21 protein-coding genes are annotated in these 26,152 nt (G+C 42.9%); 12 read left to right on the top strand and 9 right to left on the bottom strand.

All coding sequences use genetic code 11. The annotated features are described in order from the left end of the window. The 11 genes from FV185_RS05300 to glmU all read left to right on the top strand — a co-directional run bounded on the left by FV185_RS05300 (nucleotide 1) and on the right by glmU (nucleotide 9,204). Nucleotides 1–861, top strand: a complete 861-nt coding sequence (locus FV185_RS05300; RefSeq protein WP_067494618.1) for a ParB/RepB/Spo0J family partition protein — start codon at nucleotides 1–3, stop codon at nucleotides 859–861. Between the two features lie 96 nt (nucleotides 862–957). Next, nucleotides 958–1,281, top strand: coding sequence for an ATP synthase subunit I (locus FV185_RS05295; RefSeq protein WP_067494615.1), 324 nt, complete (start codon nucleotides 958–960; stop codon nucleotides 1,279–1,281). Between the two features lie 14 nt (nucleotides 1,282–1,295). Then, nucleotides 1,296–2,066 (top strand): F0F1 ATP synthase subunit A, encoded by a 771-nt coding sequence (gene atpB, locus FV185_RS05290; RefSeq protein WP_156474187.1) that lies wholly within the window; start codon nucleotides 1,296–1,298, stop codon nucleotides 2,064–2,066. A 51-nt stretch (nucleotides 2,067–2,117) separates the two neighbouring features. Beyond that, the gene (atpE, locus tag FV185_RS05285; RefSeq protein WP_056929227.1) at nucleotides 2,118–2,384 is read left to right on the top strand and encodes a F0F1 ATP synthase subunit C; all 267 of its coding nucleotides are present in this window, start codon (nucleotides 2,118–2,120) and stop codon (nucleotides 2,382–2,384) included. A 29-nt stretch (nucleotides 2,385–2,413) separates the two neighbouring features. Then, a complete protein-coding gene (locus FV185_RS05280; protein ID WP_067494609.1) occupies nucleotides 2,414–2,884 on the top strand; it encodes a F0F1 ATP synthase subunit B in 471 nt (156 codons plus the stop codon). 9 nt (nucleotides 2,885–2,893) lie between these two features. Beyond that, nucleotides 2,894–3,427: a F0F1 ATP synthase subunit delta gene (locus FV185_RS05275; RefSeq protein WP_067494606.1), complete on the top strand. Its 534-nt coding sequence runs from the start codon at nucleotides 2,894–2,896 to the stop codon at nucleotides 3,425–3,427. Between the two features lie 37 nt (nucleotides 3,428–3,464). Next, on the top strand, nucleotides 3,465–5,006 hold the full coding sequence (gene atpA / locus FV185_RS05270; RefSeq protein ID WP_067494603.1) for a F0F1 ATP synthase subunit alpha: 1,542 nt from the start codon (nucleotides 3,465–3,467) through the stop codon (nucleotides 5,004–5,006). Nucleotides 5,007–5,057: 51 nt separating this feature from the next. Continuing rightward, entirely contained in the window at nucleotides 5,058–5,936 is an 879-nt protein-coding gene (gene atpG, locus FV185_RS05265) for a F0F1 ATP synthase subunit gamma (RefSeq protein ID WP_067494600.1), read from the top strand. 31 nt (nucleotides 5,937–5,967) lie between these two features. After that, nucleotides 5,968–7,347 (top strand): F0F1 ATP synthase subunit beta, encoded by a 1,380-nt coding sequence (gene atpD, locus FV185_RS05260; protein ID WP_067494597.1) that lies wholly within the window; start codon nucleotides 5,968–5,970, stop codon nucleotides 7,345–7,347. A gap of 12 nt (nucleotides 7,348–7,359) precedes the next feature. After that, a complete protein-coding gene (locus FV185_RS05255; protein ID WP_067494594.1) occupies nucleotides 7,360–7,785 on the top strand; it encodes a F0F1 ATP synthase subunit epsilon in 426 nt (141 codons plus the stop codon). Nucleotides 7,786–7,797: 12 nt separating this feature from the next. Continuing rightward, on the top strand, nucleotides 7,798–9,204 hold the full coding sequence (glmU, locus tag FV185_RS05250; RefSeq protein ID WP_231862154.1) for a bifunctional UDP-N-acetylglucosamine diphosphorylase/glucosamine-1-phosphate N-acetyltransferase GlmU: 1,407 nt from the start codon (nucleotides 7,798–7,800) through the stop codon (nucleotides 9,202–9,204). On the opposite strand, the gene FV185_RS05245 is transcribed toward glmU, so the two are convergent. The 9 genes from FV185_RS05245 to FV185_RS05205 all read right to left on the bottom strand — a co-directional run bounded on the left by FV185_RS05245 (nucleotide 9,201) and on the right by FV185_RS05205 (nucleotide 23,842). After that, a complete protein-coding gene (locus tag FV185_RS05245; protein ID WP_067494591.1) occupies nucleotides 9,201–9,842 on the bottom strand; it encodes a thiol:disulfide interchange protein DsbA/DsbL in 642 nt (213 codons plus the stop codon). The genes glmU and FV185_RS05245 overlap by 4 nt on opposite strands. Before the next feature lie 20 nt (nucleotides 9,843–9,862). Beyond that, complete coding sequence (locus FV185_RS05240; protein ID WP_197457785.1) at nucleotides 9,863–10,573, bottom strand: SPOR domain-containing protein; 711 nt, start codon at nucleotides 10,571–10,573, stop codon at nucleotides 9,863–9,865. Between the two features lie 27 nt (nucleotides 10,574–10,600). After that, nucleotides 10,601–12,355: an arginine--tRNA ligase gene (argS, locus tag FV185_RS05235; RefSeq protein WP_067494583.1), complete on the bottom strand. Its 1,755-nt coding sequence runs from the start codon at nucleotides 12,353–12,355 to the stop codon at nucleotides 10,601–10,603. 51 nt (nucleotides 12,356–12,406) lie between these two features. Continuing rightward, on the bottom strand, nucleotides 12,407–14,389 hold the full coding sequence (gene priA / locus FV185_RS05230) for a replication restart helicase PriA (RefSeq protein WP_067494580.1): 1,983 nt from the start codon (nucleotides 14,387–14,389) through the stop codon (nucleotides 12,407–12,409). 228 nt (nucleotides 14,390–14,617) lie between these two features. Further along, complete coding sequence (hemE, locus tag FV185_RS05225; RefSeq protein WP_067494577.1) at nucleotides 14,618–15,682, bottom strand: uroporphyrinogen decarboxylase; 1,065 nt, start codon at nucleotides 15,680–15,682, stop codon at nucleotides 14,618–14,620. A gap of 8 nt (nucleotides 15,683–15,690) precedes the next feature. Beyond that, a complete protein-coding gene (locus FV185_RS05220) occupies nucleotides 15,691–17,127 on the bottom strand; it encodes a glutamate synthase subunit beta (RefSeq protein WP_067494575.1) in 1,437 nt (478 codons plus the stop codon). Next, nucleotides 17,120–21,745, bottom strand: a complete 4,626-nt coding sequence (gene gltB / locus FV185_RS05215; protein WP_067494572.1) for a glutamate synthase large subunit — start codon at nucleotides 21,743–21,745, stop codon at nucleotides 17,120–17,122. The genes FV185_RS05220 and gltB overlap by 8 nt, the downstream gene beginning before the upstream one ends. A 452-nt stretch (nucleotides 21,746–22,197) precedes the next feature. Next, nucleotides 22,198–23,316 carry a 3-dehydroquinate synthase gene (gene aroB / locus FV185_RS05210; protein WP_067494568.1) on the bottom strand — a complete coding sequence of 373 codons (1,119 nt, stop codon included), beginning with the start codon at nucleotides 23,314–23,316 and terminating at the stop codon, nucleotides 22,198–22,200. Continuing rightward, the gene (locus FV185_RS05205) at nucleotides 23,297–23,842 is read right to left on the bottom strand and encodes a shikimate kinase (RefSeq protein ID WP_067494565.1); all 546 of its coding nucleotides are present in this window, start codon (nucleotides 23,840–23,842) and stop codon (nucleotides 23,297–23,299) included. Before FV185_RS05205 ends, aroB begins: the two co-directional genes overlap by 20 nt. A gap of 61 nt (nucleotides 23,843–23,903) precedes the next feature. Between FV185_RS05205 and FV185_RS05200 the strand changes: the two genes are divergently transcribed. Next, complete coding sequence (locus tag FV185_RS05200; protein WP_067494562.1) at nucleotides 23,904–26,150, top strand: penicillin-binding protein 1A; 2,247 nt, start codon at nucleotides 23,904–23,906, stop codon at nucleotides 26,148–26,150. Nucleotides 26,151–26,152 lie beyond the last annotated feature (2 nt).

Below are 26,152 nucleotides of genomic sequence, written 5' to 3'. Positions count from 1 at the left end.
ATGGTTAAAGGTAAAGGATTAGGGCGAGGATTGGACGCGTTATTGGGGGGCTCCGATAAGGGTGATAACAATCAAGAGAAGCTATCTACTTTGGCCATAAGCGCGCTCACCCCAGGCCGCTATCAGCCACGAACTGCAATGAGTGATGAGGCGTTAGAAACGCTAGCTAACTCAATTAAAGAGCAAGGAATATTACAGCCTATTTTAGTTAGACCTCTTGATCAGGTGGGGCGCTATGAGATTATTGCCGGAGAGAGACGTTGGCGTGCAGCACAACGCGCGGGAATAAGCCAAGTCCCTGTTGTAATTAAAAATATACCAGATAAAGCTACCTTAGCTGTGGCTTTAATCGAAAATATACAACGTGAAGACCTCAATCCAATTGAGGAAGCAAAGGGCTTGGCACGTTTAATTGAGGAGTTTAAATTAACACACGATCAAGTGGCTCAAGCCATTGGGCGATCAAGAAGTGCTGTGACTAACTTGCTACGTTTATTGGATTTGGATGATTACGTCCAGTCGTTAATTAATCTTGGCCAAATCGAAATGGGTCATGCTCGGGCGTTATTGAGTTTACCGTCAATTAAACAACGTCATTTAGCAAGTCAAATTGTCGAGCATCACTGGTCAGTACGTGAAACTGAAAATCAAGTAAGGCGTGAGTTAAGCGGATCGTCTATTAGAAAGGCTGATAAAACAGATCCAGATGTGATGCGTTTGCAAAATGAGTTATCTGATACGTTGGGTGCAATAGTGACTTTTAAGAGTGGAACGAAAAAAGGAGCAGGATCAATGACCATACGGTATGAAAGCCTTGATCAGTTAGATGGCATTTTGGCTTTCTTTAAAAACACGCATTAGTAAAAGTATTTCATTGACCGTAACACTCTGAAACGTTTATAATCTAACCGATTTGCTACTTTATTTGTGATACACAAAAAAATTATCCAGATAATCTTGCTGCAAATTTTACTTACCTTTTTGATTTCCTTGGTTTTTTTGGGGGTTAAGGGAGTAAATACTGCTGTATCTTCGCTACTAGGTGGCTCTGTGGTGTTTTTACCCGGAGTAGCCTACGCCTTGAGAAGTGCAGTAGTAAAAGGAAAAAATCCGCAAGACTGGTTAACAGCCCAATATGCGGGGGAGAGAATAAAATTTTTTGTAACCATAAGCTTATTTGCGTTGATTTTTAAATATGATACGCAGTTGCAGCTTGTTGGGTTTTTTACAACTTTTTTGGTAGTGTTAGCCATTTACTGGCTAGCGCTGTTAAGGGCTTAGAAGAATAGAAAATTATGAGCGAAAGTGCTGGTTTAACAAGTAGTGAATATATTCATCACCATTTGACTAATTTACAAGTGGGTCAAGGATTCTGGACATTTAATCTAGATACTATGATCACTTCAGCATTATTAGGTTTCGTTGTTTTGGGTTTATTTGCTTTGGTCGCAAGTAAAGCCACTTCAGGTGTACCTGGTAGACTCCAATCCATAGTTGAAGTTATTCTTGAGATGGTGCAGACTCAAGTAAGAGATGTATTTCATGGCGAACCAGGTATGGTTGCACCTCTTGCTCTAACTATTTTTGTTTGGGTATTCGTTTTAAATGCTGTTGATTTGTTACCAGTTGATTTAATTCCTCACCTATTAGGCCTGGCTGGTGTAGGGCACTGGCGTGCGGTACCAACAGCTGATCCAAATTTGACTTTTGCCATGTCATTAACTGTATTTGTCCTAATCTATGCCTATACCTTCAAGGCTAAGGGGGTGGGTGGTTTCTTGAAAGAAGCGCTTACCGCTCCTTTCGGTGCGAAAATGGCTCCGTTTAATTTAATCTTTAGATTAATTGAAGATTTAGCAAAACCTATATCATTGGCTCTTCGGTTATTCGGAAACATGTATGCAGGTGAGATGGTATTTATTTTAATTGCGTTGTTGCCTCCCTACCTACAATGGTTACTTGGCGCTCCTTGGGCAATTTTCCACATTTTGATTATCACGTTGCAAGCATTTATTTTTATGATTTTAACCATCATTTATTTGAGTATGGCTAACGAAAGCCACTAGTCAGGTAAGGGATCAATTTTTTTTAATTAGTACGTTTTTTAAGGAGAAATTATGGAACATCTTGCTTCATTACTGGGTAGCACCGCTATTGCTGTAGCCATTTTAATTGGTTGTGGCGCGTTGGGAACCGCTATTGGTTTCGGTATTTTAGGTGGTCGTTTCCTCGAAGGTGCTGCACGCCAACCAGAAATGATTCCAACTTTGCAAGTTAAAATGTTTATCGTTGCAGGTTTGCTTGATGCGGTAACCATGATTGGTGTGGGTATTGGTTTGTTCTTGTTATTTGCAAACCCATTCGTACCAATGCTCAAAGGTTAATTCGTTAATAGATAAACGGAGTTAAAGGCATGAATATTAATGCCACACTGCTAGGTCAGGCAATTACATTTGCGATTTTGATCTGGGTAACAATGAAGTTTATTTGGCCGCCTATCACTGCTGCATTAGAAGAGCGAGCTAAAAAAATAGCTGACGGTCTTGCTGCGGCAGAACGTGCCAAATCGGATTTAGCTAACGCAGAAGTTAAATCACAGGAAGCGCTGAAAGAAGCTAAAACAAAAGCTGCTGAAATTATTTCTTTGTCTGAAAAAAGACGTATTGAAATTATTGAGGAAGCCAAACATGAGGCTCGCACAGAAGCTGAACGTGTATTAGCGCAAGCAAAAGCTGAAGTAGATCAAGAAATCAACAAAGCTAAAGAAGCGTTACGCAGCCAAGTTGCAGATCTTGCTATGGCCGGTGCTGAAAAGATTTTACGTCGTGAGATTAATCCTGCTGCACATGCAGAATTGTTGTCATCCATAAGAGCGGAATTATAAGGAACAGATATGGCAGAGTTATCGACCATCGCAAGACCTTACGCTCAAGCAATTTTTGAAATTGCCCACGAACAGGGGCAATATGATAAATGGTCAGATGCATTATCTAAGCTGGCCGTTATTGTTAAAGATGAGCAGTTTGCAAACGCTGTAGGTGATCCTCGACTTGATCGCGGTGCCATAAAAAAATTAGTTAATTCATTATTAGCTAATTCAGATAATGATATTAATCACCTTGTAAATGTATTGGTTGATAATCACCGTTTATCTGCTGCTACGGCAATATCAGTTCAATTTGAACATTTGCGTCATGAGCAAGAAGGCATATTGGATGCTGTGATTGAAAGTGCATTCCCAATTAGTGATGCTGAAAAAGAAGTATTACTAAAAGAATTAGAAAAGAAATTTGGTCGCAAAATACGTGCTGAAGTAACGGTGCGCGAAGAATTAATTGGTGGCGTAAAAATCATTGTCGGTGATGTGGTTATCGATGGATCGGTTAAGGCCCAAATTGAGAAAATGACCGCCGCATTAAAACATTAAGTCGATGAGCTGATACCTCATAGGTTAGGAGAATAGAATGCAGTTAAACCCATCTGAAATTAGTGAACTGATTAAAGCAAAAATAAAAGATTTGCCTGTATCAGCAGAAGCAAGAACACAAGGTACAGTTGTATCCGTGACTGACGGTATCGTTAGAGTTCACGGGTTAACAGACGTTATGCAGGGTGAAATGCTTGAGTTTCCCAAAAATACATTTGGGCTAGCTCTCAACCTTGAGCGTGACTCAGTTGGTGCGGTTATATTAGGTGAGTATGAACATATCAGTGAAGGCGATCAAGTTACCTGTACTGGTAGAATTTTAGAAGTACCTGTTGGCCCTGAATTAATTGGTCGTGTCGTTGATGCTTTGGGTAAACCCATTGACGGCAAAGGCCCAATTAACGCCAAAAATACTTCTCCAGTTGAAAAAATTGCACCAGGCGTTATTTGGAGAAAATCAGTTACTCAGCCTGTACAGACAGGGCTGAAATCAATTGACTCAATGGTACCAATTGGCCGTGGACAACGTGAATTGATTATTGGCGACCGTCAAACAGGGAAAACAGCCGTAGCAATTGACACCATCATTAACCAAAAAGGCCAAGACATGATTTGTATCTATGTCGCCATTGGTCAAAAAGCTTCATCAATTGTTAATGTGGTAAGAAAATTAGAAGAGCATGGTGCGATGGACTACACCATTGTGGTTGCTGCAACAGCCTCTGACTCAGCTGCTATGCAATTTATTGCACCTTATGCAGGTTGTGCGATGGGTGAATACTTCCGTGATCGCGGACAAGATGCGTTAATTATTTATGATGACTTAACCAAACAAGCTTGGGCTTATCGTCAAATTTCTCTACTATTACGTCGTCCACCTGGTCGTGAAGCTTATCCTGGTGACGTATTCTATTTACATTCCCGTTTACTAGAACGTGCTGCTCGTGTTAGTGAAGAATACGTTGAGAAATTCACCAATGGTGAAGTAAAGGGTAAGACAGGTTCACTCACTGCTTTACCTATCATTGAAACGCAAGCAGGTGATGTTACCGCTTTCGTTCCAACCAACGTAATTTCTATTACGGATGGTCAGATTTTCTTGGAAACAGATTTATTTAATGCTGGTATTCGCCCTGCCATTAACGCTGGTATTTCGGTATCACGTGTGGGTGGTGCAGCACAAACCAAGGTTATTAAGAAGTTGGGGGGTGGTATTCGTCTAGCGCTTGCCCAGTACCGTGAGTTGGCTGCATTTGCACAGTTTGCTTCTGATTTAGATGACACCACACGTAAACAACTTGAGCGTGGTCGTATGGTAACAGAGCTTATGAAACAGGTTCAGTACGCAACTTTATCTGTTTCAGAGATGGCGGTAACACTGTATGCAGTAAATAGCGGTCATTACGACGATGTGGAAGTTAAACGTGCATTGGCATTTGAAGCTGGCTTAAAAGCCTACTTGAAAGACAAGTACGCAGGTTTGATGAACAAGATTGAAACCACTAAAGACATGGATAAGGATGCTGAAAAAGAATTGGAAGCAGCTATTCAGGACTTTAAAAAGAATGGTGTGTATTAATTCATTCGTTTAATAAGTATTAAATGAATACAGTACTCTATTGGAGTTGAGATGGCAGGTTCTAAAGAAATTAGGATGAAGATCAAAAGCGTACAAAATACGCGTAAGATCACTAAAGCCATGGAAATGGTGGCTGCCAGTAAAATGCGTAAAGCTCAAGATCGCATGCGAGCAACACGTCCTTATGGCGAAAAAATTCGTCAAGTGGCAGCCCATTTATCGACAGCACATCCTGAGTACCAACATCCTTATTTGGTACAACGTGAAAAAGTTAAGTCAGTAGGTTTTATTTTAGTTAGCTCTGATAAAGGCTTGTGCGGTGGTTTAAATACTAACGTATTAAGACAACTTACCCAAGCAATGAAAAAGTGGGAAAACCAAGGTGCTAGCATTGAGCTCGTTACTATTGGTAATAAGGGCTTAAGTTTTATGCAGCGCATGGGTGGTAATGTAATAGCTCAAGTCACTCAGTTAGGTGATACCCCTCATTTGGAAAAACTAATTGGTCCAGTAAAGGTAATGTTGGATCGTTATACCAATGGGGAAATTGATGCGGTTTATATTGCATACAACCGTTTCATTAATACCATGAAACAAGAACCTACCATTGAGCCGTTATTGCCGCTTGCTAAAGGTGAGTTAAAAGAAAACGAGAATCAAGTAAATAGTGCTGCGTGGGATTATATTTATGAACCTGATCCTAAAGCAGTGATTGATGAATTAATGGTGCGCTATGTTGAGGCGCTTGTTTATCAAGCAGTAACAGAAAATATTGCTTCTGAACAAAGTGCTCGTATGGTAGCCATGAAAGCAGCATCTGACAATGCAGGTAATGTGATTGGTGAGTTGCAATTGATTTATAACAAATCAAGACAAGCGGCAATTACTAAAGAGTTATCTGAAATTGTCGGTGGTGCAGCAGCAGTTTAACATTCTGATTAATATTTAACGGGACATACACATGAACCAAGGAAAAATCGTCCAATGTATCGGTGCAGTGATTGACGTCGAGTTTGCACATGATCAAATGCCGGCAATCTATGATGCTTTAATCATGGATGGTAGTGAGCTTACCTTAGAAGTTCAGCAACAGTTAGGTGATGGTATTGTTAGAACTATTGCCTTAGGATCCTCTGATGGTTTAAGAAGAGGCATGATTGTTAAGAATACCGGCGCCCCTATCTCTGTACCAGTGGGTCCGCAAACCTTAGGGCGTATCATGGATGTATTAGGTCGCCCAATTGACGAGGCCGGTCCTGTTACCACTGAGAAAAAATCATCTATCCACCGTAAGGCACCTGCTTACGAAGATCTATCCCCGAGTCAAGAGTTGTTAGAGACAGGAATTAAAGTGATTGACTTAATCTGTCCCTTTGCTAAGGGTGGTAAGGTTGGTCTATTCGGTGGTGCGGGTGTAGGTAAAACCGTTAACATGATGGAATTGATTAATAACATCGCTAAAGAACACGGTGGTTATTCAGTGTTCGCTGGTGTGGGCGAGCGTACTCGTGAGGGTAATGACTTTTACCATGAGATGAAAGACTCCAACGTTTTAGATAAAGTGGCTTTAGTTTATGGACAGATGAATGAGCCACCTGGTAACCGTTTACGTGTGGCCTTAACAGGTCTTACTATGGCTGAGTATTTCCGTGATGAAGGGCGTGATGTATTGTTCTTCGTTGATAATATTTATCGTTATACTCTAGCCGGTACTGAAGTATCTGCGTTACTTGGACGTATGCCTTCTGCGGTGGGCTACCAGCCCACTTTGGCTGAGGAAATGGGCCGTCTGCAAGAACGTATTACTTCAACCAAAGTGGGATCAATTACCTCTGTACAAGCAGTGTATGTGCCTGCAGATGACTTAACCGATCCGTCACCTGCAACTACCTTCTTGCACTTAGATTCAACTGTTGTGTTATCACGTGATATTGCCTCATTAGGTATTTACCCTGCGGTAGATCCACTTGATTCAACCTCACGTCAGTTAGATCCATTGGTCGTGGGTGAAGATCACTACAATACAGCACGCGCAGTTCAAGCAACATTGCAACGTTACAAAGAGTTGCGTGACATCATCGCTATTTTAGGTATGGATGAATTGTCTCCCGAAGACAAGCTAGTCGTAGCTCGTGCACGTAAGATTCAACGTTTCTTATCACAGCCTTTTAACGTAGCTGAAGTGTTTACTGGAGCACCTGGTAAATATGTTCCCTTGGCTGAGACCATTAAAGGCTTTAAGGGAATCGTTAATGGCGATTATGACTCCTTACCAGAACAGGCATTCTATATGGTAGGAACCATTGAAGAAGCAGTTGAAAAAGCCAAAACAATGCAATAAGGGAGTAACAGCATGACCCAATTAATCCACGTGGATGTGGTCAGTGCCGAGGAGCTTATCTTCTCGGGGGAAGCTGAGTTTATTGTACTTCCAGGAGAAATGGGGGAGCTTGGTATTTATCCACGCCATACTCCTCTGATTACCCGTATCCGACCAGGGTCGGTGCGTATCCGTGTGGCTGGACGGGATGATGAAGAGTTGGTTTTTGTGTCAGGTGGTATTTTAGAAGTCCAACCTGATGTGGTGACTGTGTTAGCTGATACGGCCATTCGTGGTCACGATCTTGATGAAGCCAAAGCTTTAGAAGCCAAGCGTCTTGCTGAAGAGTCGTTAGTTGAAAAATCTGCTTCACTTGACTATGCCAAAGCTTCTGCTGAATTAGCTACTGCTGTTGCACAATTAGCAGCCATTCAAAAACTACGTAAAACTCTTCGTTAATCGGAGTGGTGGGTGAGTCTCGAAAAACCGATCCCACCACATTCCCCACAATCTTTAAGTGTGGTTATTCTGGCAGCAGGTCTTGGTACCAGAATGAAGAGCCAACTTCCTAAAGTACTTCATCCTTTAGCCGGTAAACCGTTGTTAAATCATGTCCTCGATCGGGCAGATGAGCTACATGCCATGCAGCGTTTAGTGGTCATTGGTCATCAAGCTGAGTTACTACAATCTCATTTACAACACGATCAAGTGGAAACAGTGCTGCAGCAGCCCCAGCTTGGAACAGGGCATGCATTAACCCTAGCGCTTAAACATATTCCTCATGAGTGCCATACTGTACTCGTGGTATATGGTGATGTACCTTTACTACAATTAAATACCTTACAAACCTTAGTTAATTTATGTGATGGTCAACACCTCTCATTATTAACGCAAATCGTTGATGATCCTCAGGGCTATGGCAGAATTTTAAGAGATGCCAACAATCGAGTGATAGGTATTCGTGAACATAAGGATGCCTCAGCCAGTGAGTTAACAATTAAAGAAATCAACACAGGTATTATGGCGCTACCTCGTTCACAACTCGAAGGTTGGCTGACAGCCTTAACCACCAATAATGCTCAAGGTGAATATTATTTAACCGACGTGGTGGAACTCGCTCAGCAAAGCGGCTATACAATTCAAACCTGTCACCCTGAGTACGCTTGGGAAGCGCTTGGGGTAAATAGTCAACAGCAATTGGCTGAGCTTGAAAGACATTATCAAGCGCATGTGGCTCTCACTCTACAAAAAGAGGGGGTGGCAATTAGTGACCCTCATCGTTTTGATGTGCGCGGCAGCCTACAGTGCGGGCGTGATGTTTATATCGATGTGGGCTGTATTTTTGAAGGAACAGTAATCCTTCAAGATGGAGTGCGAGTCGGTCCTTATTGCGTGTTAAAAGACTGTAGCATAGCTAAAAACTCACAAGTACTTGCCTTTAGCCATATTGATGGTGCAGCAATTGGTGCCAATAACCGCATTGGTCCCTATGCACGATTAAGGCCAGGTACACACACTGAAGAGTGTGTACACATTGGTAACTTTGTAGAAACAAAAAAAACCACCTTGGGTCATTCATCAAAAGCCAATCATTTAGCTTATCTTGGTGACAGTACAGTGGGGGCCAGAGTGAATATTGGTGCAGGTACTATCACTTGTAACTATGATGGGGTGAATAAGCATCAAACAGTAATAGAAGATGATGTATTTATTGGTTCAGATTCCCAGCTTGTGGCGCCTGTCACCATTGCTCAAGGCAGTACCATAGGTGCGGGATCCACTATTGTCACTTCAACGCCGCCGGGAGAGCTGACTCTATCACGCTCCAAGCAAGTTTCTATCCCCCGTTGGCGTCGTCCAAACCCCAAAAAAAATTAGTGGTGGTTATTCTTTAAACTGCTTTCAACTAGAGCGTTGAGTACTGGAATAAGTTGTGTATATCCCCCTGCCATACTAGGAGAAGTACGATATTTGTTATCAATGATCAGTGTGGGAACAGCATCAACACCATAAGCCATCGCTAATTGATCACCTCGTTGAAGTTCACTTTGTACACTAAATGAGCGATAAGCATTAATAAATTGCTGGCGATTGACACCTTGCTTCTCAATCCAATCAAATAATACGTCTTCAGAGAATAAATTGACATTTTCTTCATGAATTGCATGAAAGATTTTTTCATGTAACTGGGGCACAAGATGCAGTGCATTGATTGCATAATACGTTTTTGCAGTGACTGCCCATTGGCTACGCCCAAAACTCACAGGGATACGTTTAAATACCACATTTTTAGGTAGTTTTTTAGCCCATGCTTCAATGGTCGGAGCAAAATGAGCGCAGTGGGGACAGGCGTAGGAGAATACTTCATCTACCTCTACCACTTGGCTATTGTCCTTAGGTATTGGTGAGTCAATCACCACATAATCTTTACCATTAACGGGGGCACCAGCATTGGCTGTGGTAACAATAGCCATAACACCAAAGGCTACAACAATAGAGTTTAGGAGTGTTTTCAAGACCATCACCTCATTAATAATTAGTCGTGTTTTTCTTTTACAACTGCAGTATGGCTAAAACCATTACTCTTAAGGGTACTGATTAGAGTATGTGCTTCATCCATATTGGATAGTGGACCAATCCGCACACGATATAGTTTCTCTTGGCCACCATTGGGTGCAATGACATTAGCGTCAACGCCAATGAGCGCTAGGTTAGCACGTTGATCTTCAGCTTCACGGGCTTGTTTAAATGCTCCCGTTTGTACAAATAAAGAGGTTTTGCTGGCAGGTTGACTGCTTTTGGCAGAATTCTCTGTGGCCGTTTGAGGAGCACTTTGATTGTTATCAACTGTGGCTTGCGGGGTAGTTACGCCACCTGGCACCACAACCTGATTATTGGCTGCATCATTGTTAGTAACAGCTGGTGGGCTGACAGGTTGAGGCGTGTTAACGACAGGTTGCGGCATACTGGGCGTGATGAGTGCCCCCACTGTTCCGTTACTACCCTCAACCGTGGTGGGATTCATAATGCCATGCTTTGATACATCAGGCATTTCATTAATGGGTTTGTCAGAACTGCTATCCACTGAGTCCACTTTTTTAACAAAGGGATTAGGCATATGAGTGACGTAAACGGCGGTACCAGCAGAAAGTGCCACCCCCAACACAAGGCCAATTAAGACACCTTTAAAAAGCTTCATCCCACCACTCTCAGGCGTGTGACTGCGTGGGGGTGTGCGTGATCTCATATCCGGTCTGTTCATTCAACAGTCATCCTACATAGTTAAAGGAGCACTTACTCCTAATAATTGTAGCCCATCATTTAAGACTGTGGCGACAGCTAATATGAGTGATAAACGTGCACGACAAAGAGTAACATCATCCACTAAAAATTGTTGTGAATTGTAGTAACTATGTAATTCAGCAGCCACTTCTTTTAGATAAAAGGCTAGAGTATGGGGTGCATAATCACGGGCTGCGGCATTAATGGTATCTGGATAATCCTCTAATAGTTGCATGAGCTTAAATTCATGCTCCAGCGTAAGAGGAGTTAAATCGCAGTCAACTAGAGTATTTAGATCTTGCCCCCATTTGTGTAACACGCTATGAATTCTTGCGTGGGCATATTGAATATAGTACACAGGGTTGTCGTTACTATGGGATTTAGCCAAATCCAAATCAAAATCCAGATGTTGGTCTGATTTACGTAACACATAAAACAAGCGGGCAGGGTCATTGCCCACTTCCTCTCGTAATTCTCGCAAGGTAACAAATTGAGCTTTTCTGGTGGACATCTGTACTTTTTCTCCACCACGATAAAGACTAACAAATTGAACGAGAGGAATAATTAAGCGCTCAGTATTAAATCCCAGTGCTTTGAGTGCTGCTTTAACCCGTGGGATATAACCATGGTGATCAGCACCCCAGACATCCACGAGTAAGTCAAAGCCACGTTCAAATTTATTGGCATGATAGGCAATATCAGAAGCAAAGTAAGTATAGATACCGTTTTCTCGTTGCACTACGCGGTCTTTTTCATCGCCAAATTGTGTGGATTTAAACCACAGCGCACCATCTTGCTGATAGAGATAGCCTTGAGCATTAAGTTGATCAACGACTTTTTTCACTGCCCCAGAGGTATATAAAGACTGTTCAGAAAACCACATATCAAAGCTAACACCAAACTCATTTAAATCCTCTTTACAGTCAGATAACTGTAACGATAAGACTTGCTCATGTAGTTGATGATAGTGGTCTTTTAATAAGAATTTTGCACGCGCAATGAGCGTATCCATATAGCGCTCAATGGCTTCATCATCCTCTGTATGAGTAGGTGGATTCAGGTTAAGAAGAACAAACTCATCGGCGTGATAGAGCTGGTTTGACCACTGTGATTGTATCAATTTTGCCATATCCGTCACATATTCACCCTGATAACCATTGCTTGGAAAAGCGATGGTGGAACCGAACAAAGCAAGATAACGCAGCCACGTAGATACGGTTAAAATATCCATCTGGCGACCGGCGTCATTGACGTAGTATTCTTTACTAACCTTAAAGCCTGCTTTGTTAAGGATATTGGCTACCGAGTCACCATAGGAGGCACCGCGTCCATGACCTACATGGAGTGGCCCTGTTGGGTTACTTGACACAAATTCAATCAATAACGAGCGTTGATGTCCAAAATTCGTGTTCCCCCACGCTGATCCCTTGTGGTGTACTTGATGAACAACGCGTTGTTTGGCGCTTGCTTTAACAAAAACATTAATAAAGCCAGGGCCTGCGATATCACAGCGTTCAATAAGCGCGTTATCAGGAAGTGCGTCAATCAGCTTTTGCGCCACCTCGCGTGGAGGTAACTTAACTAGCTTAGCCAGCTGTAAGGCACCATTATGGGCGTAGTCTCCGTGATTGCTTTGTTTTGGTCTTTCAAGAGACATCGAGGTGGCATCTACATCAGCAATACGACCAATGGCCTGATGAAATAATTGATTGAGTTCCGTTAACAGTGATAGATGTGCGTTGTTCATAACTTAGAAAACTGTGAGTGAATAGTACATTATAAAGGGTAATCGAAAGCCTCAACAATCAATCGGATCGACGTCAATAACCCAATTGATAGAATGAGGGGCATAGCTAAACAAATAATCACTCCATTGAGATAAGGCCTGTTGTAAGAGTGGTCGTGAATGACATTGAAGCAGTAATTGTAAGCGGTATTTATTACCAATTTTGTGGAGAGTAGGGGCCACCACATCAAAGAGGGTGATATCTTCATAAGATAGTCTCTTTAGCGCCTCTCTGGCCTCGCGCATAAACTGTTGTAGGGGTGACAATTCCGTTGCCGAACCTCTTAATAGCGCTTGATAGCAAAAGGGCGGAAAACCAAATAAGCGTCTTTCTTCAAGCTCGTTATCGGCAAAACGCTGATAATCATGGTCAATCAACGCCTCGAATAAAGGATGTTGGGGGAAAGCTGTTTCAATTAATACTTGCCCTTTGTCACTACCTCGACCTGCTCTTCCGGCTGCTTGCAATAGTTGTGTAAATAAGCGCTCACTTGCTCTAAAATCACTGCTGTATAAAGCGCTATCCACATTAATAGCAGCAACTAGAGTGAGCTTTGGAAAGTCGTGGCCCTTAATTAGAATTTGTGTGCCAACTAAAATATCTACCTCACCGGCGTGAATATCTTGGATTTGTGTAGCCCAACTTTTGCTCTGCAGGCTATCGCTGTCAATACGTAAAATTCGTGCCTTGGGCCACAATTCTTGAAGGCTTTCTTCTATTTTTTGTGTGCCCTCACCTAAAGTCGTCAGGTCTTCGCTATGACATTGACGACAGTGGTGATCAATGGGGCGTTGGTAATTACAATGGTGGCAGCGCAGTCGCTGTTGTCGGCGATGGACCACGAGTCGTGTTTGACAATCAGGGCAGGTGGCAAGCCACTGGCACTGATTACACATTAATACTGGAGCAAAGCCACGTCGATTAATAAATATTAAAGATTGCTGTCCTTTTGTCAGTCGTTCTTCAATAGCATGAATGATCTCAAGACTGAGTGTGGGTGAGTCATGTTTGAGATTGGCTTTTATTAACTGAATGTCAGGGAGTGTGGCACCCTGGTGAGCGCGTTCAGTCAGTTTAATAAGTTGGTATCGACCTTGTTTGGCATTCCACCAACTCTCTAATGAAGGAGTAGCAGACCCCAACACCACAGGAATAGCATTGTATTGTCCGCGCATAATGGCCAAGTCTCTAGCATGATAGCGCATCCCTTCAGCTTGTTTATAGGAGCTGTCATGTTCTTCATCAATAATGATGAGGCCAAGATGGTCAAGTGGTGCAAAAATAGCAAGGCGTGTACCTAACACAATTTGAATTTTTCCTGAGGCCACATCAATCCAGCGTTGAGCACGTTCTTTTTCGCCAACGCCACTATGTAAACTGACCATTCCCGTTGCAGGAAAACGTGCTTGAAAACGCTGTTCAATTAATGGCGTCAGATTAATTTCAGGAACCAGTATCAGAACTTGTTTTCCTCGTCCTAGGGTTTGCTTAACCAGCTCTAAATACACTTCAGTTTTACCGCTACCAGTAATCCCTTGCAATAACCAGATACGAAACTCATCATCATGCTGATTAATTTCATCACAAGCATGACGCTGCTCTAGATTCAGTTGTGGCGCACTAGTTACTGCAACGTTAATGGCTTTACTTCTTTTTTTGGGCGCTTGCCAGTCGTTGGTTTTTTTTAAAGCAGGGGGTAGGGCGTGTAATACAACAGGCCCCAGGGGATGCTGATAGTAGTGACTGGTAAAATGTAGCAAACGCAGTATCTCCTCTGACAGAGGAGGAACATCACGCCAGAGTGTTGTGGCTTTTTTAATTTTATCTAAGGGAAGCGTACTGTGATCTTTAACATTAAGGATCACCCCTACTTTTTCATCGCGACCAAAAGGGACTTTAACGCGTCGGCCAATATCATCAGGCGTTGCCTCATCACACTGATAATCAAACAGTGTATTGAGGGGTAGATCAAGGGCAACTTCAATGAAAATCATGGCTTAAGAGAATATTGGCTGCCTGTGGATAACTTTGTGAATATCTTAATAAAAGCCTTGCTAGATCTAAAGTTTTGTACTTTTTTAATTCGTCAAGGCTTTTTTAAATAAAAAAATAGTTTTAAAAATCAATTGGTTATATTTTCTTCTTGGATAGCTTTTTGATTTTTAAAGAAATATTAACACTGCTATCTTATTGTGCATAACACAAACAAAAAAGTTAAATTCCTAATTGTTTGTACGTAGGCGTCTACTTACGTTATGAACCGCATCAACCAATATCGCCACATGTTCAGGAGGGGTAAATCGAGAAATCCCATGCCCTAAATTGAACACATGACCAGGACTTGCACCAAAAGAGGTGAGGATTCTATCCACTTCATTTTCAATTGCTTGAGGTGAGCCAAACAATACTGAAGGATCCATATTGCCTTGTAGTGCCACTTGATCACCAATGCGTCTTTTGGCTTCAGACAGTTCAATCGTCCAATCCAATCCCACCGCATCAAACCCTGCTTGAGCGATGCGCTCAAGCCATAATCCACCACCTTTGGTGAAGACAATACTAGGTACGCGTCGGCCATCGGCATGTTTCGTTAATTCCGCTGCAATACGACGAAGGTAGTGTAAAGAAAACTCTTCATAAGCAGGAGTAGAAAGTGTACCACCCCACGTATCAAATACCATTACCGCTTGCGCGCCTGCTGCGATTTGTGCATTCAAATAAAGGATCACAGATTGTGTGGTCACTTCAAGAATTTGATGGAGTAGATCAGGGCGACGATAGAGCATACCTTTAATATGCCGGAAGTCTTCTGAGCCGCCGCCTTCCACCATGTAGCAGGCAAGGGTAAAAGGGCTACCGGAGAAACCAATCAAAGGAACAGTTCCTGCTAGAGAGCGACGAATTTGACTTACCGCACTCATCACATAATTTAAATGGGTGTCAGGATCAGGAGCGCTGAGGTTTCTAATTTCCCACTCATCACGTAGCGGTCTTTCTAGTTTTGGTCCTTCACCTTCAGCAAAATATAAACCCAATCCCATGGCATCAGGGATTGTTAAGATATCTGAAAATAATATAGCCGCATCAAGGGGAAAGCGCGCTAAGGGCTGAAGGGTCACCTCAGTGGCAAGATCAGGGTTCTTACATAAATCAAGAAAGCTTCCTGCTCGTGCTCGTGTGGCGTTGTATTCAGGCAAATAACGTCCAGCCTGACGCATGATCCATAAGGGCGTGTAATCCGTCGGTTGACGCAGAAGAGCTCTTAAAAAAGTATCATTTTGTAGCATGGTGTCCCTTAGCGTGGCAGAGTCGATGAGCCCATTAGATATTCATCAATGGCGCGCGCTGCCTGACGACCCTCACGGATAGCCCATACTACCAAAGATTGTCCACGACGCATATCTCCCGCAGCAAAGACCTTGTCCAAACTGGTTTTATAGTTGTCGGTATTGGCAGCAATATTGCCACGGTTATCAAGACCAATATTCAGATCTTTAAGCATCCCCTCGTGCACCGGGTGCAGGTAACCCATAGCAAGTAACACCAGATCAGCTTTAACCTCAAATTCTGAACCAGGCACTTCTTTCATGACCATTTGTCCTTGATCGTTCTTTTGCCAATCAAGACGCACGGCGAGAAGTTTTTCAACTTTACCATTACTACCTAGAAATGCTTTAGTAGCCACACTCCAATCACGTTGACAACCTTCCTCTTGTGAACTGGAGGTTCTCATTTTCATGGGATAGTTAGGCCATACCAGTGGTTTGTTTTCTTTTTCAGGTGGTCGTGGCATCAATTCAAATTGCGTAACTGAGGCAGCTCCTTGACGAATGGATGTACCCACACAGTCAGAACCTGTATCACCACCACCGATCACCACCACATGTTTACCTGTGGCAAGGATATTGTTGTTAACGCTATCACCGGCATTGCGTTTGTTTTGCTGTGGTAAAAAAGACATGGCAAAGTGAACACCCTCCAAGTCACGTCCCGGTACAGGAAGATCTCGAGGATGTTCAGAGCCACCGGTAAGTAGCACAGCATCAAAATCCTTTAACAATTCATCAGTGCTTAAGTTAACACCAACATGAACGTTGGTTTTAAAGCTTACTCCTTCTGCTCTCATTTGTTCCATACGGCGATCAATGAGATGTTTTTCCATTTTAAAATCAGGGATACCATAGCGAAGTAAACCACCGATACGGTCATTCTTTTCAAATACAGTCACCTCATGCCCAGCGCGCGCAAGCTGTTGAGCCGCAGCAAGTCCTGAAGGACCTGAGCCTACAACGGCCACTTTTTTACCAGTTTTTTGTGCGGCAATTTGTGGTTTAACCCAGCCTTGTTCCCAACCATGATCAATAATAGTGTGTTCAATATTTTTAATGGTTACAGCATCACTATTGATATTTAATACACAGGCAGCCTCACAGGGGGCAGGACAAATACGGCCGGTGAATTCAGGAAAGTTATTGGTTGAGTGCAGCGTTTCCAGTGCACTTTGCCATTGCCCTTTATAAACCAAATCATTCCAATCTGGAATAATATTGTTAACAGGACAACCTGTTTGACAGAAAGGAATACCGCAATCCATGCAACGTGAGCCCTGTGTACTCACAGACTCAAGAGAAAGCGGAATAGTAAACTCTGAATAGGTTTTAACGCGCTCTTCAGGGGGAAGGGAGGTGAGATCTTGTCTTGCAACCTCCATAAAGCCAGTAATCTTACCCATGTTGTATCACCTTATTATCTTCTTGATGTTGTTCACGTGCCAATTCAATTAATGCACGACGATATTCCATTGGCATAACTTTAACAAAACGTGGCAAATAGTGATTCCAGTTAGCAAGAATTGTCTTGGCACGTTCACTGTTAGTATAGTGAGCATGTTTTTCAATAAGACTCTTCAGTAACTCGCTATCAGATTTACCAAGATGGTTAACTTTTACGCGACCATGGCTATCTAAGTTCCCACGGCTTTCTTCCAAAGCATTGTCTTCTTCAGGAATAGGCTCCAGTTCAACCATGGCGAGATTACAGCGTTTCTCAAAATCTCCTGCCTCATCGAGAACGTAGGCCACCCCTCCGCTCATACCGGCTGCGAAGTTGCGACCTGCCTCACCTAACACCACCACAGTACCACCTGTCATGTATTCGCAACCATGATCGCCCACTCCCTCAACCACAGCGGTAGCACCAGAATTTCTCACAGCAAAACGCTCTCCCGCCACACCGCGGAAGTAACATTCTCCAGAAATGGCACCATAGAGTACGGTGTTACCGACAATAATATTTTCTTCGGGTTTAATCGGACAAACAGGATCAGGATAAATCACAATACGACCACCACATAGTCCTTTACCGACATAGTCATTGGCCTCACCAACCAGCTCAAAGGTTACCCCTTTGGCCAAGAAGGCACCAAAACTTTGTCCTGCAGTACCATGCGCTTTGACAACAATAGTATCATCAGCTAAACCTTGATGACCATAGCGTTTAGCCACTTCACCTGAGAGCATAGCACCCACTGTACGATTTAAATTACGTACTTCAGTATTGATAGTGACGGGTTGTTGTTGCTCAAGAGCTGGTTGTGCTTCAACAATCAGTTGATGGTCAAGTGCTTGTTCAAGACCATGATCTTGTCTTTCTTTCCATGAACGAGCCACTTCTTTAGGCATATCAGGCTGATGGAAGATTCTTGAGAAATCGAGTCCTTTGGCTTTCCAATGTTCAATGCCTTTTTTCATGTCGAGCATATCAACACGCCCTACCATTTCATTGAAAGTTTTGAATCCCATTTGGGCCATGTATTCACGTACTTCTTCGGCGACAAAGAAGAAGTAATTAATCACATGCTCAGGTTGACCTGTAAATTTCTTAATTAATTCAGGATCCTGTGTTGCCACACCGACTGGGCAGGTATTCAAATGACATTTTCTCATCATGATACAACCCTCTACCACGAGAGGTGCGGTAGCAAAACCAAATTCGTCAGCGCCCAACAGTGCTGCGACCACCACATCACGACCTGTTTTCATTTGGCCGTCTGCCTGCACACAAATACGTCCGCGTAATTTGTTAAGTACCAGCGTTTGTTGTGTTTCAGCAAGACCTAACTCCCAAGGAGAGCCTGCATATTTAATTGAAGACAAGGGCGATGCACCAGTCCCACCATCATGACCTGAAATGGTCACGTGATCTGCGTGGGCTTTTGATACACCAGCGGCCACAGTTCCTACACCCACTTCGGAGACCAGTTTTACACTGATCCGAGCTTGCGGATTAACGTTCTTTAAGTCGTGAATTAATTGAGCCAAATCCTCAATGGAGTAAATATCATGGTGTGGTGGAGGAGAAATCAGTCCAACACCAGGCACCGAATGGCGCAGTTTACCAATGTATTTACTGACTTTGTGTCCTGGTAATTGACCGCCTTCACCCGGTTTAGCACCTTGAGCCATTTTAATTTGAATATCATCTGCATTAACCAAGTACTCTGCAGTCACACCAAAACGACCTGAAGCCACTTGTTTAATGGCTGAACGCATTGAATCACCATTAGCCATAGGCTTAAAGCGCACAGGATCTTCACCACCTTCACCGGTGTTAGATTTTCCACCAATACGGTTCATGGCAATAGCCAGTGTGCTGTGTGCTTCATGAGAAATGGAACCTAACGACATAGCACCCGTTGCAAAACGCTTAACGATGGATTGCGCACTCTCCACTTCAGAGAGAGGGATCGGTTGTGCTGTGGATTTGATTTCAAAGAGTCCACGCAGTGTCATCAATTTCTCAGATTGATCATTGATGGCTTTGGCATACTCACGATAAGTATTGTAACTACCAGTTTTAGTTGCAAGTTGTAGTTTGGAAATACTCTCCGGTGTCCACATATGAGCTTCACCACGGATGCGATAAGCATACTCACCGCCGGTATCAAGGGCGTTAGCATATAAAGGTGAATTGGAATAAGCTTGCTGATGTAGTTTAAATACTTCCTCAGCCACTTCCTCTAGGCCAATACCTTGAATTTTAGTAGCCGTACCAGAGAAATAACGTTCCACAAAACCACTATTTAATCCAACTGCTTCAAAAATTTGCGCACCCATATAAGATTGATAGGTGGAAATACCCATTTTTGAAGTCACTTTTAATAAGCCTTTTGACACAGCTTTAATGAAACGCTTGTGCGCTTCTTTAGCATCTACATCTTGGGGTAATAAATCACCCATATTACTGATGGTTTCAAATGCCAAATAGGGGTGAATGGCTTCTGCGCCATAACCGGCTAATAAGGCAAAATGATGAACTTCACGGGCTGATCCTGTTTCGATCACTAGTCCAGTATTGGTTCTTAATCCTTGTTTAACCAAATGATGGTGAACCGCTGCGGTTGCCAATAAACCTGGAATAGCAATATGGTTTTTATCAACTCCACGATCAGACAGGATTAATACATTAAACCCTTGTTTAACGGCCTCTTCGGCATCCATACACAATTGGTTGACGGCCCCTTCCATGCCTTTGGTACCATTGGCAACAGGGAAGTTAATGGACAGAACATGCGCCTTAAATTGATTGTTGGTGTACTGATCAATATGTCTTAACTTATTGATATCCTCGACAGATAAAATAGGTTGTGATACCTCTAATCTTGGTTGAGGCTCGTTACTATGCAGACCTAATAAGTTTGGTCTAGGGCCAATAAAAGACACCAATGACATGACTAATTCTTCACGAATTGGATCAATTGGTGGGTTGGTTACCTGAGCAAATAATTGTCTAAAGTACTGGTATAAGGATTTGGGGCGATTTGATAGTACAGCCAAAGGTGTGTCATCACCCATTGACCCCACAGCCTCTTGACCGGTGGTGGCCATCGGTACCATCAAGAACTTTAATTCCTCTTGCGTCATGCCAAAGGCTTGCTGACGATCAAGTAAGGTGGCGGTGTCTTCCGTTACTACTTCCTTGGGTGCAGGAAGTTCTTCCAGACGAGTCTGGGTTTTTAATAGCCATTCACGATAAGGGTGGGCACTAGCCAACTCTTTTTTGAGCTCAGCATCACTAATGATACGACCCTGCTCCATATCGATAAGAAGCATTTTGCCAGGTTGAAGGCGCCACTTTTTGATGATTTTTTCTTGCGCTATGGGTAATACCCCCATCTCTGATGCCATTAACACCAAATCATCACTGGTTTGCAAATAACGGGCAGGACGTAGACCATTACGATCTAGGGTGGCACCAATTTGGCGACCGTCAGTAAAGGCTACAGCGGCAGGGCCATCCCATGGCTCCATCAGCGCTGCATGATATTCGTAATAGGCACGACGCTCTTCATCCATTAACGGGTTACCGGCCCAGGCTTCTGGAATCAATAAAGTCATGGCTTGGGTAAGTGGGTAACCACCTGCCACTAACAATTCGAGGGCATTGTCAAAGCTCGCTGAGTCAGATTGACCCTCATCAATGAGAGGCCAGATACTTTTAAGATCTTCTCCTAATAACACCGACTCCATCGCTGCACGGCGCGCAGCCATCCAGTTGACGTTACCTCTTAAGGTATTGATCTCACCATTGTGCGCAATCATTCTGAATGGATGAGCTAAATCCCAGGTTGGGAAGGTATTGGTTGAGAACCGTTGATGAACTAGCGCTAAAGCAGACACCATTTCTGGGTCTTTTAAATCAAGATAGTAAGTACCTACTTGGTCAGCTAATAACATCCCTTTATAAATCATGGTACGTGATGACAATGAGGGAACATAAAACTCTTTACGATCTATGCCTAAGGCAATGACTTTATGTTCACTGCGCTTTCTTGCAACGAACAATTTACGTTCAAACGCATTTTGATCTGCGCAGTTATCACCCTGTGCAATAAAAATTTGTTTTATGACAGGCTCAACAACTTTGACGCTCTCGCCTAAACCGTTATTGTCAGTTGGTACGCTACGCCAGCCAAGTACGCGTTGCCCTGCTTCTTTCAAGCATTCAGCTAAGATATTTTCACACTGCTCGCGCTTTGTTGTATCTTGCGGGAGAAATACCATGCCTACGGCATAGTGGCCCACTTCAGGCAGGGTAATATTTAATGGAGTTGTTACTTTACGTAAAAAAGCATCCGGTAATTGAATGAGAATCCCTGCACCATCCCCAGCTAACGGGTCTGCACCTGTTGCGCCGCGGTGCGTTAAATGTTCAAGAATTTGTAAGCCCTGTTGAACAATACTGTGACTCTTGACCCCTTTAATATGGGCAACAAAACCCACACCACAAGCATCGTGCTCGTTAACCGGATCATAGAGACCTTGTTCAGATGGAATGTAAGGATGGTTCACTCGAATAACCTCTACCAATCAATAAAGTACTAATTGTTGTAAACGGCCAAAAAGGCAAAAATTTTTACCCAGACATCTTGTTTGTCCCAGCTTGCGGGACAAAGTTTCAGGAGCTTAGCATTTAACTAAGTTTTTATACCGGGCATAGGATGATACAGCCATAACAGCTTTAGGGCAACCCATTTCTAGTCTAGATATCCGTTAGCAACGAACAATAGGGTTTAGTTTTGTGGCGCATAAATAATTTCCTCTAACTGACAACCTAAACCGGTACAAGAAGATCGCCCTTCTGAGCTTACCTTAACAATCAATAGTTGATGATGATGTTTAGGCGGTAATATTTTATTTTTATAAGCAGCACAGCTGCCTTAGCTGAGGTAATGAGTAATGAATGGATTTGGATTAAACAAAACAAACTTTGTATTATTTAATGATGAAGTCGTACTTTTCAACTAAATAGGTTGTTCAGTGGCTGAGCCTATAAACTGTCCACTGTTTGGTGATAATACCTCTTTAATTAAACTTTCATTAACGTCTTGCGAGAGCATTGCTTTACCCAGTTTTTCAAGAAGAACATAACGAATTTTTCCAGCTTCTACTTTTTTATCTCCTGCCATGATGTCTAAGTAACGAGTAACACCAAGGTCTGGCGCTTGGTAAGGTAAATGTAATGCTCGCGATAAATTGATAATACGTTGTAGATCGTCTTTTGGTATCAAGCCTAAACGTTGTGAGAGTTCACTTGCAATTAACATTCCCACAGCCACCGCTTCACCGTGTAGCCAAGCCCCATAGCCCATTCCCGTTTCAATCGCATGACCGAAAGTATGACCAAAATTAAGTAGCGCTCTGAGACCTGTTGTTTCGTATTCATCCTCTGCCACAATTACCGCTTTATTATGGCAAGAGCGATAAATGGCTTCTGTGAGCGTTGCTTGGTCTCGCTCGTTAAGGAATGTGCTGTGCTCTTCTAGCCAAGTAATAAACTCAATGTCACGAATAAAACCATATTTAATCACTTCAGAGAGTCCTGCGCGGTATTCTCTGTCTGGTAATGTAGATAGGGTATCTGTGTCTGCCAATACTGCCCTCGGTTGGTGAAAAGCACCGATTAAATTTTTACCTAAGGGGTGATTAATGCCAGTTTTGCCACCCACAGAAGAGTCAACTTGAGCAAGTAAGGTGGTGGGTATTTGAATAAAGTTAATACCACGCAAAAAAGTGGCAGCAGCAAATCCTGTTAAATCACCGATGACTCCACCGCCCAGAGCAATCAACGTTGAACGTCGCTCAAAACGTGCTTCAACAAGAGCGTCTAATATTATGCGATAAGACTCAAAGTTCTTATAACTTTCTCCATCAGGAAGAATCACTTGTTTTACGGTCAGACCTGACTCGTTAAGCGTATTGCGAAGTGTCGCAAGATAGAGAGGCGCCACAGTGTCGTTGGTGACAATCATCACTTGTTTGCCAGTGATGTGTGGGGTAATCAGAGAACTATTTGATAGTAACCCTGAGCCAATATGAATAGGATAGGCTCGACCAAATAAATCAACGCTGAGTGTTTTCATGATGGGCTAAGTAATTGGTAATAGTTGTTTCAATAAAAGTGATCAGTTTATCAATACTGTGGTTAACAGTATCCACTTCAATATGAGCTGTTTCTTGATATAACGGATCACGTTCGCCAAAGAGCTGTTGGAGTTTTTTTAAAGGATCGGTATTTTGTAATAGGGGACGCTGACGATCTTTTTTGGTTCTTTTCCACAAATCCTCAACGCGCGCTCGTAAATATAGAGTCACGCCTTTATTATGAAGTAGTTGACGAGTCTCGGCATTTAATACTGCACCCCCTCCTGTGGCTAGCACGATACCAGGCTTGTCCACCAGTTCTTTGATGAGCTCCGCTTCGCGCAGACGAAAACCCGCCTCCCCCTCTAATTCAAAAATAGTGGCAATGGAGACCCCAGTACGAGCTTCTAATTCATGATCAGCATCAATAAATTCTAAGTGCAGTTTTTTAGCCAGTTGTCGACCAACGGTTGTTTTTCCTGCTCCCATCAAACCAATTAAAAAAATATTTGGAAATGTATTCATACTGTTATTGTACCCGTGCACCGCATATAATGGCGAGTAACCGTTTACGAGATGATGAATTATGATCTTCAAAAGATTGCTCTTGCCATTTGGCGTTCTTGTGGCATTAGGGCTCACCGGCGCTGCTCTTGTGGTACTTGCTATGGCTTTAATTTATCCAAGCCTGCCATCCCTTGAGGCCATGACTGATTATCGACCTAAGGTTCCCTTACGCGTATTTACTGCAGACAATCAATTAATTGGTGAATTTGGTGAAGAAAAGCGCGTCGTCATGAAATTGCGTACGGTTCCTTTAAGAATGCGCCAAGCTATTTTAGCTGCAGAAGATGATCGTTTTTATCAACATGGAGCGGTAGATTATCAAGGTGTGTTAAGAGCTTTTATGGCTGATATTTTCTCTGGCAGTGCCAAAGAAGGAGCCAGTACCATTACCATGCAAGTGGCTAGAAATTTCTTTTTAAGTAATGAGCGTACGCTCACCCGTAAAGTATCTGAAATTCTATTGGCCTACAAAATTGAAAGTAATTTATCTAAAGATCAAATTTTAGAGCTCTATATTAATCAAATTTATTTAGGCCAACGTGCCTATGGCTTTGGGGCAGCAGCTTTTACTTATTATGGGAAGCCTCTTGATCAGTTGACCGTTGCTGAGATGGCCATGCTGGCAGGACTACCTAAGGCGCCATCCCGTTATAACCCGATGATTAACCCAAAACGCGCCGCCTTAAGGCAACAATATGTATTAAGACGTATGCGCGAATTAAATTATATTAATGTGGCTGAATACAATTATGCACTGGAGCATCCTGGGCATGTGGCTGACAGTCATTCCATTTATTCTGTTAAAGCAGATTATGTGGCTGAGATGGTTCGTCAATATATGGTGAAAGCCTATGGTGAGAGAGTATATGGTCTTGGTTATAAAGTCATTACTACACTCTATAAATCTAACCAAAATGCAGCGTATGCTGCTGTACGTCGTGGGGTAATGGCTTATGATCATCGCCATGGCTACCGTGGACCCGAAGACAGTGTTGACCTTCCTGATCATGCTGTCACGGATGCCGATCTTGAGGATGCACTCTCTGATTATGATATTAGTAATGCCTTGTATCCGGCGGTGGTAGTCGATGCGTCAGCACAAGAGGTGCGAGCCTACGTGAAAACTGCCGGTGTCATGATATTGCGCGGTGAACAACTTAAATTTGTCCAAGCAGCATTAGGTGATAAAGCCAAACCAAATATTCGCATTAAACGTGGTTCAATTATTCGCCTTGAGCAAGAGGATAACGGCACGTGGGTTATTTCGCAGTATCCTAAAGTAGAGGCGGCATTGGTATCGTTGGATAGTCATACCGGAGCTATTCGTGCCTTAATAGGTGGTTTTGATTTTGATAACAGTAAATACAATCATGCCCTACAAGCCTATCGCCAACCTGGGTCAAGTTTTAAGCCTTTTATTTATTCAGCGGCTTTAGAAAAAGGCTACATGCCGGCAACCCTCATGGATGATTTACCAATATCTATTAATGATCCGAATTTAAATGGTGGGCAACCATGGCAGCCACATAATTATGAGAATGAGTATCTGGGACCCATGCCATTACGTTTAGCCTTAGCTAAATCAAAAAATATGGTGGCCATTCGATTATTACAGGCAATTACACCGAGTTATGCTCATCAGTATATTACCCGCTTTGGTTTTGATCCTGATCGTCACCCCCCTTATTTAAGTATGGCTTTGGGTTCAGGGCTTGCTACTCCCATACAAATGGCAACGGCTTACGCTGTATTTGCTAACGGTGGTTTTAGAGTAAAACCATTTTATATCGATCATATTGTGGATGCTCAAGGCAAAATCATCAGTCAGACCATCCCACAGGTGGCAGGGGAGGGGGCAGAACAGGTGATTGATGAACGCAATGCCTTTATCATGAGAAGTATGTTGAAAGAGGTGATCCGTCAAGGTACGGCAGTGAAAGCGCAAGTATTAGGACGCTCTGACATTGCTGGTAAAACAGGGACCACCAATGATCTAGTGGATGCATGGTTCACTGGTTTTCAGCCATCTCTGGTGGCGGTGGCATGGGTGGGTTTTGATAAACCAGTAACCTTAGGTTCAGGAGAGACTGGGGCGCATGCAGCACTACCTATTTGGATCGACTACATGGCCGTTGCACTCAATCATATTCCTGAAGCAGAAGAGAATATTCCTCCAGGAGTCGCCTATGTGCCGATTAATCCTAGTACAGGTAAACCAGATCCAGCGGGTACCGTAAAGGATTATGTTTACACAGATAACAGGTAATT

The organism is Ferrovum sp. PN-J185 (assembly GCF_001581925.1).
GTDB lineage: Bacteria > Pseudomonadota > Gammaproteobacteria > Burkholderiales > Ferrovaceae > PN-J185.
This window is presented reverse-complemented; position numbering and strand designations above follow the sequence as displayed.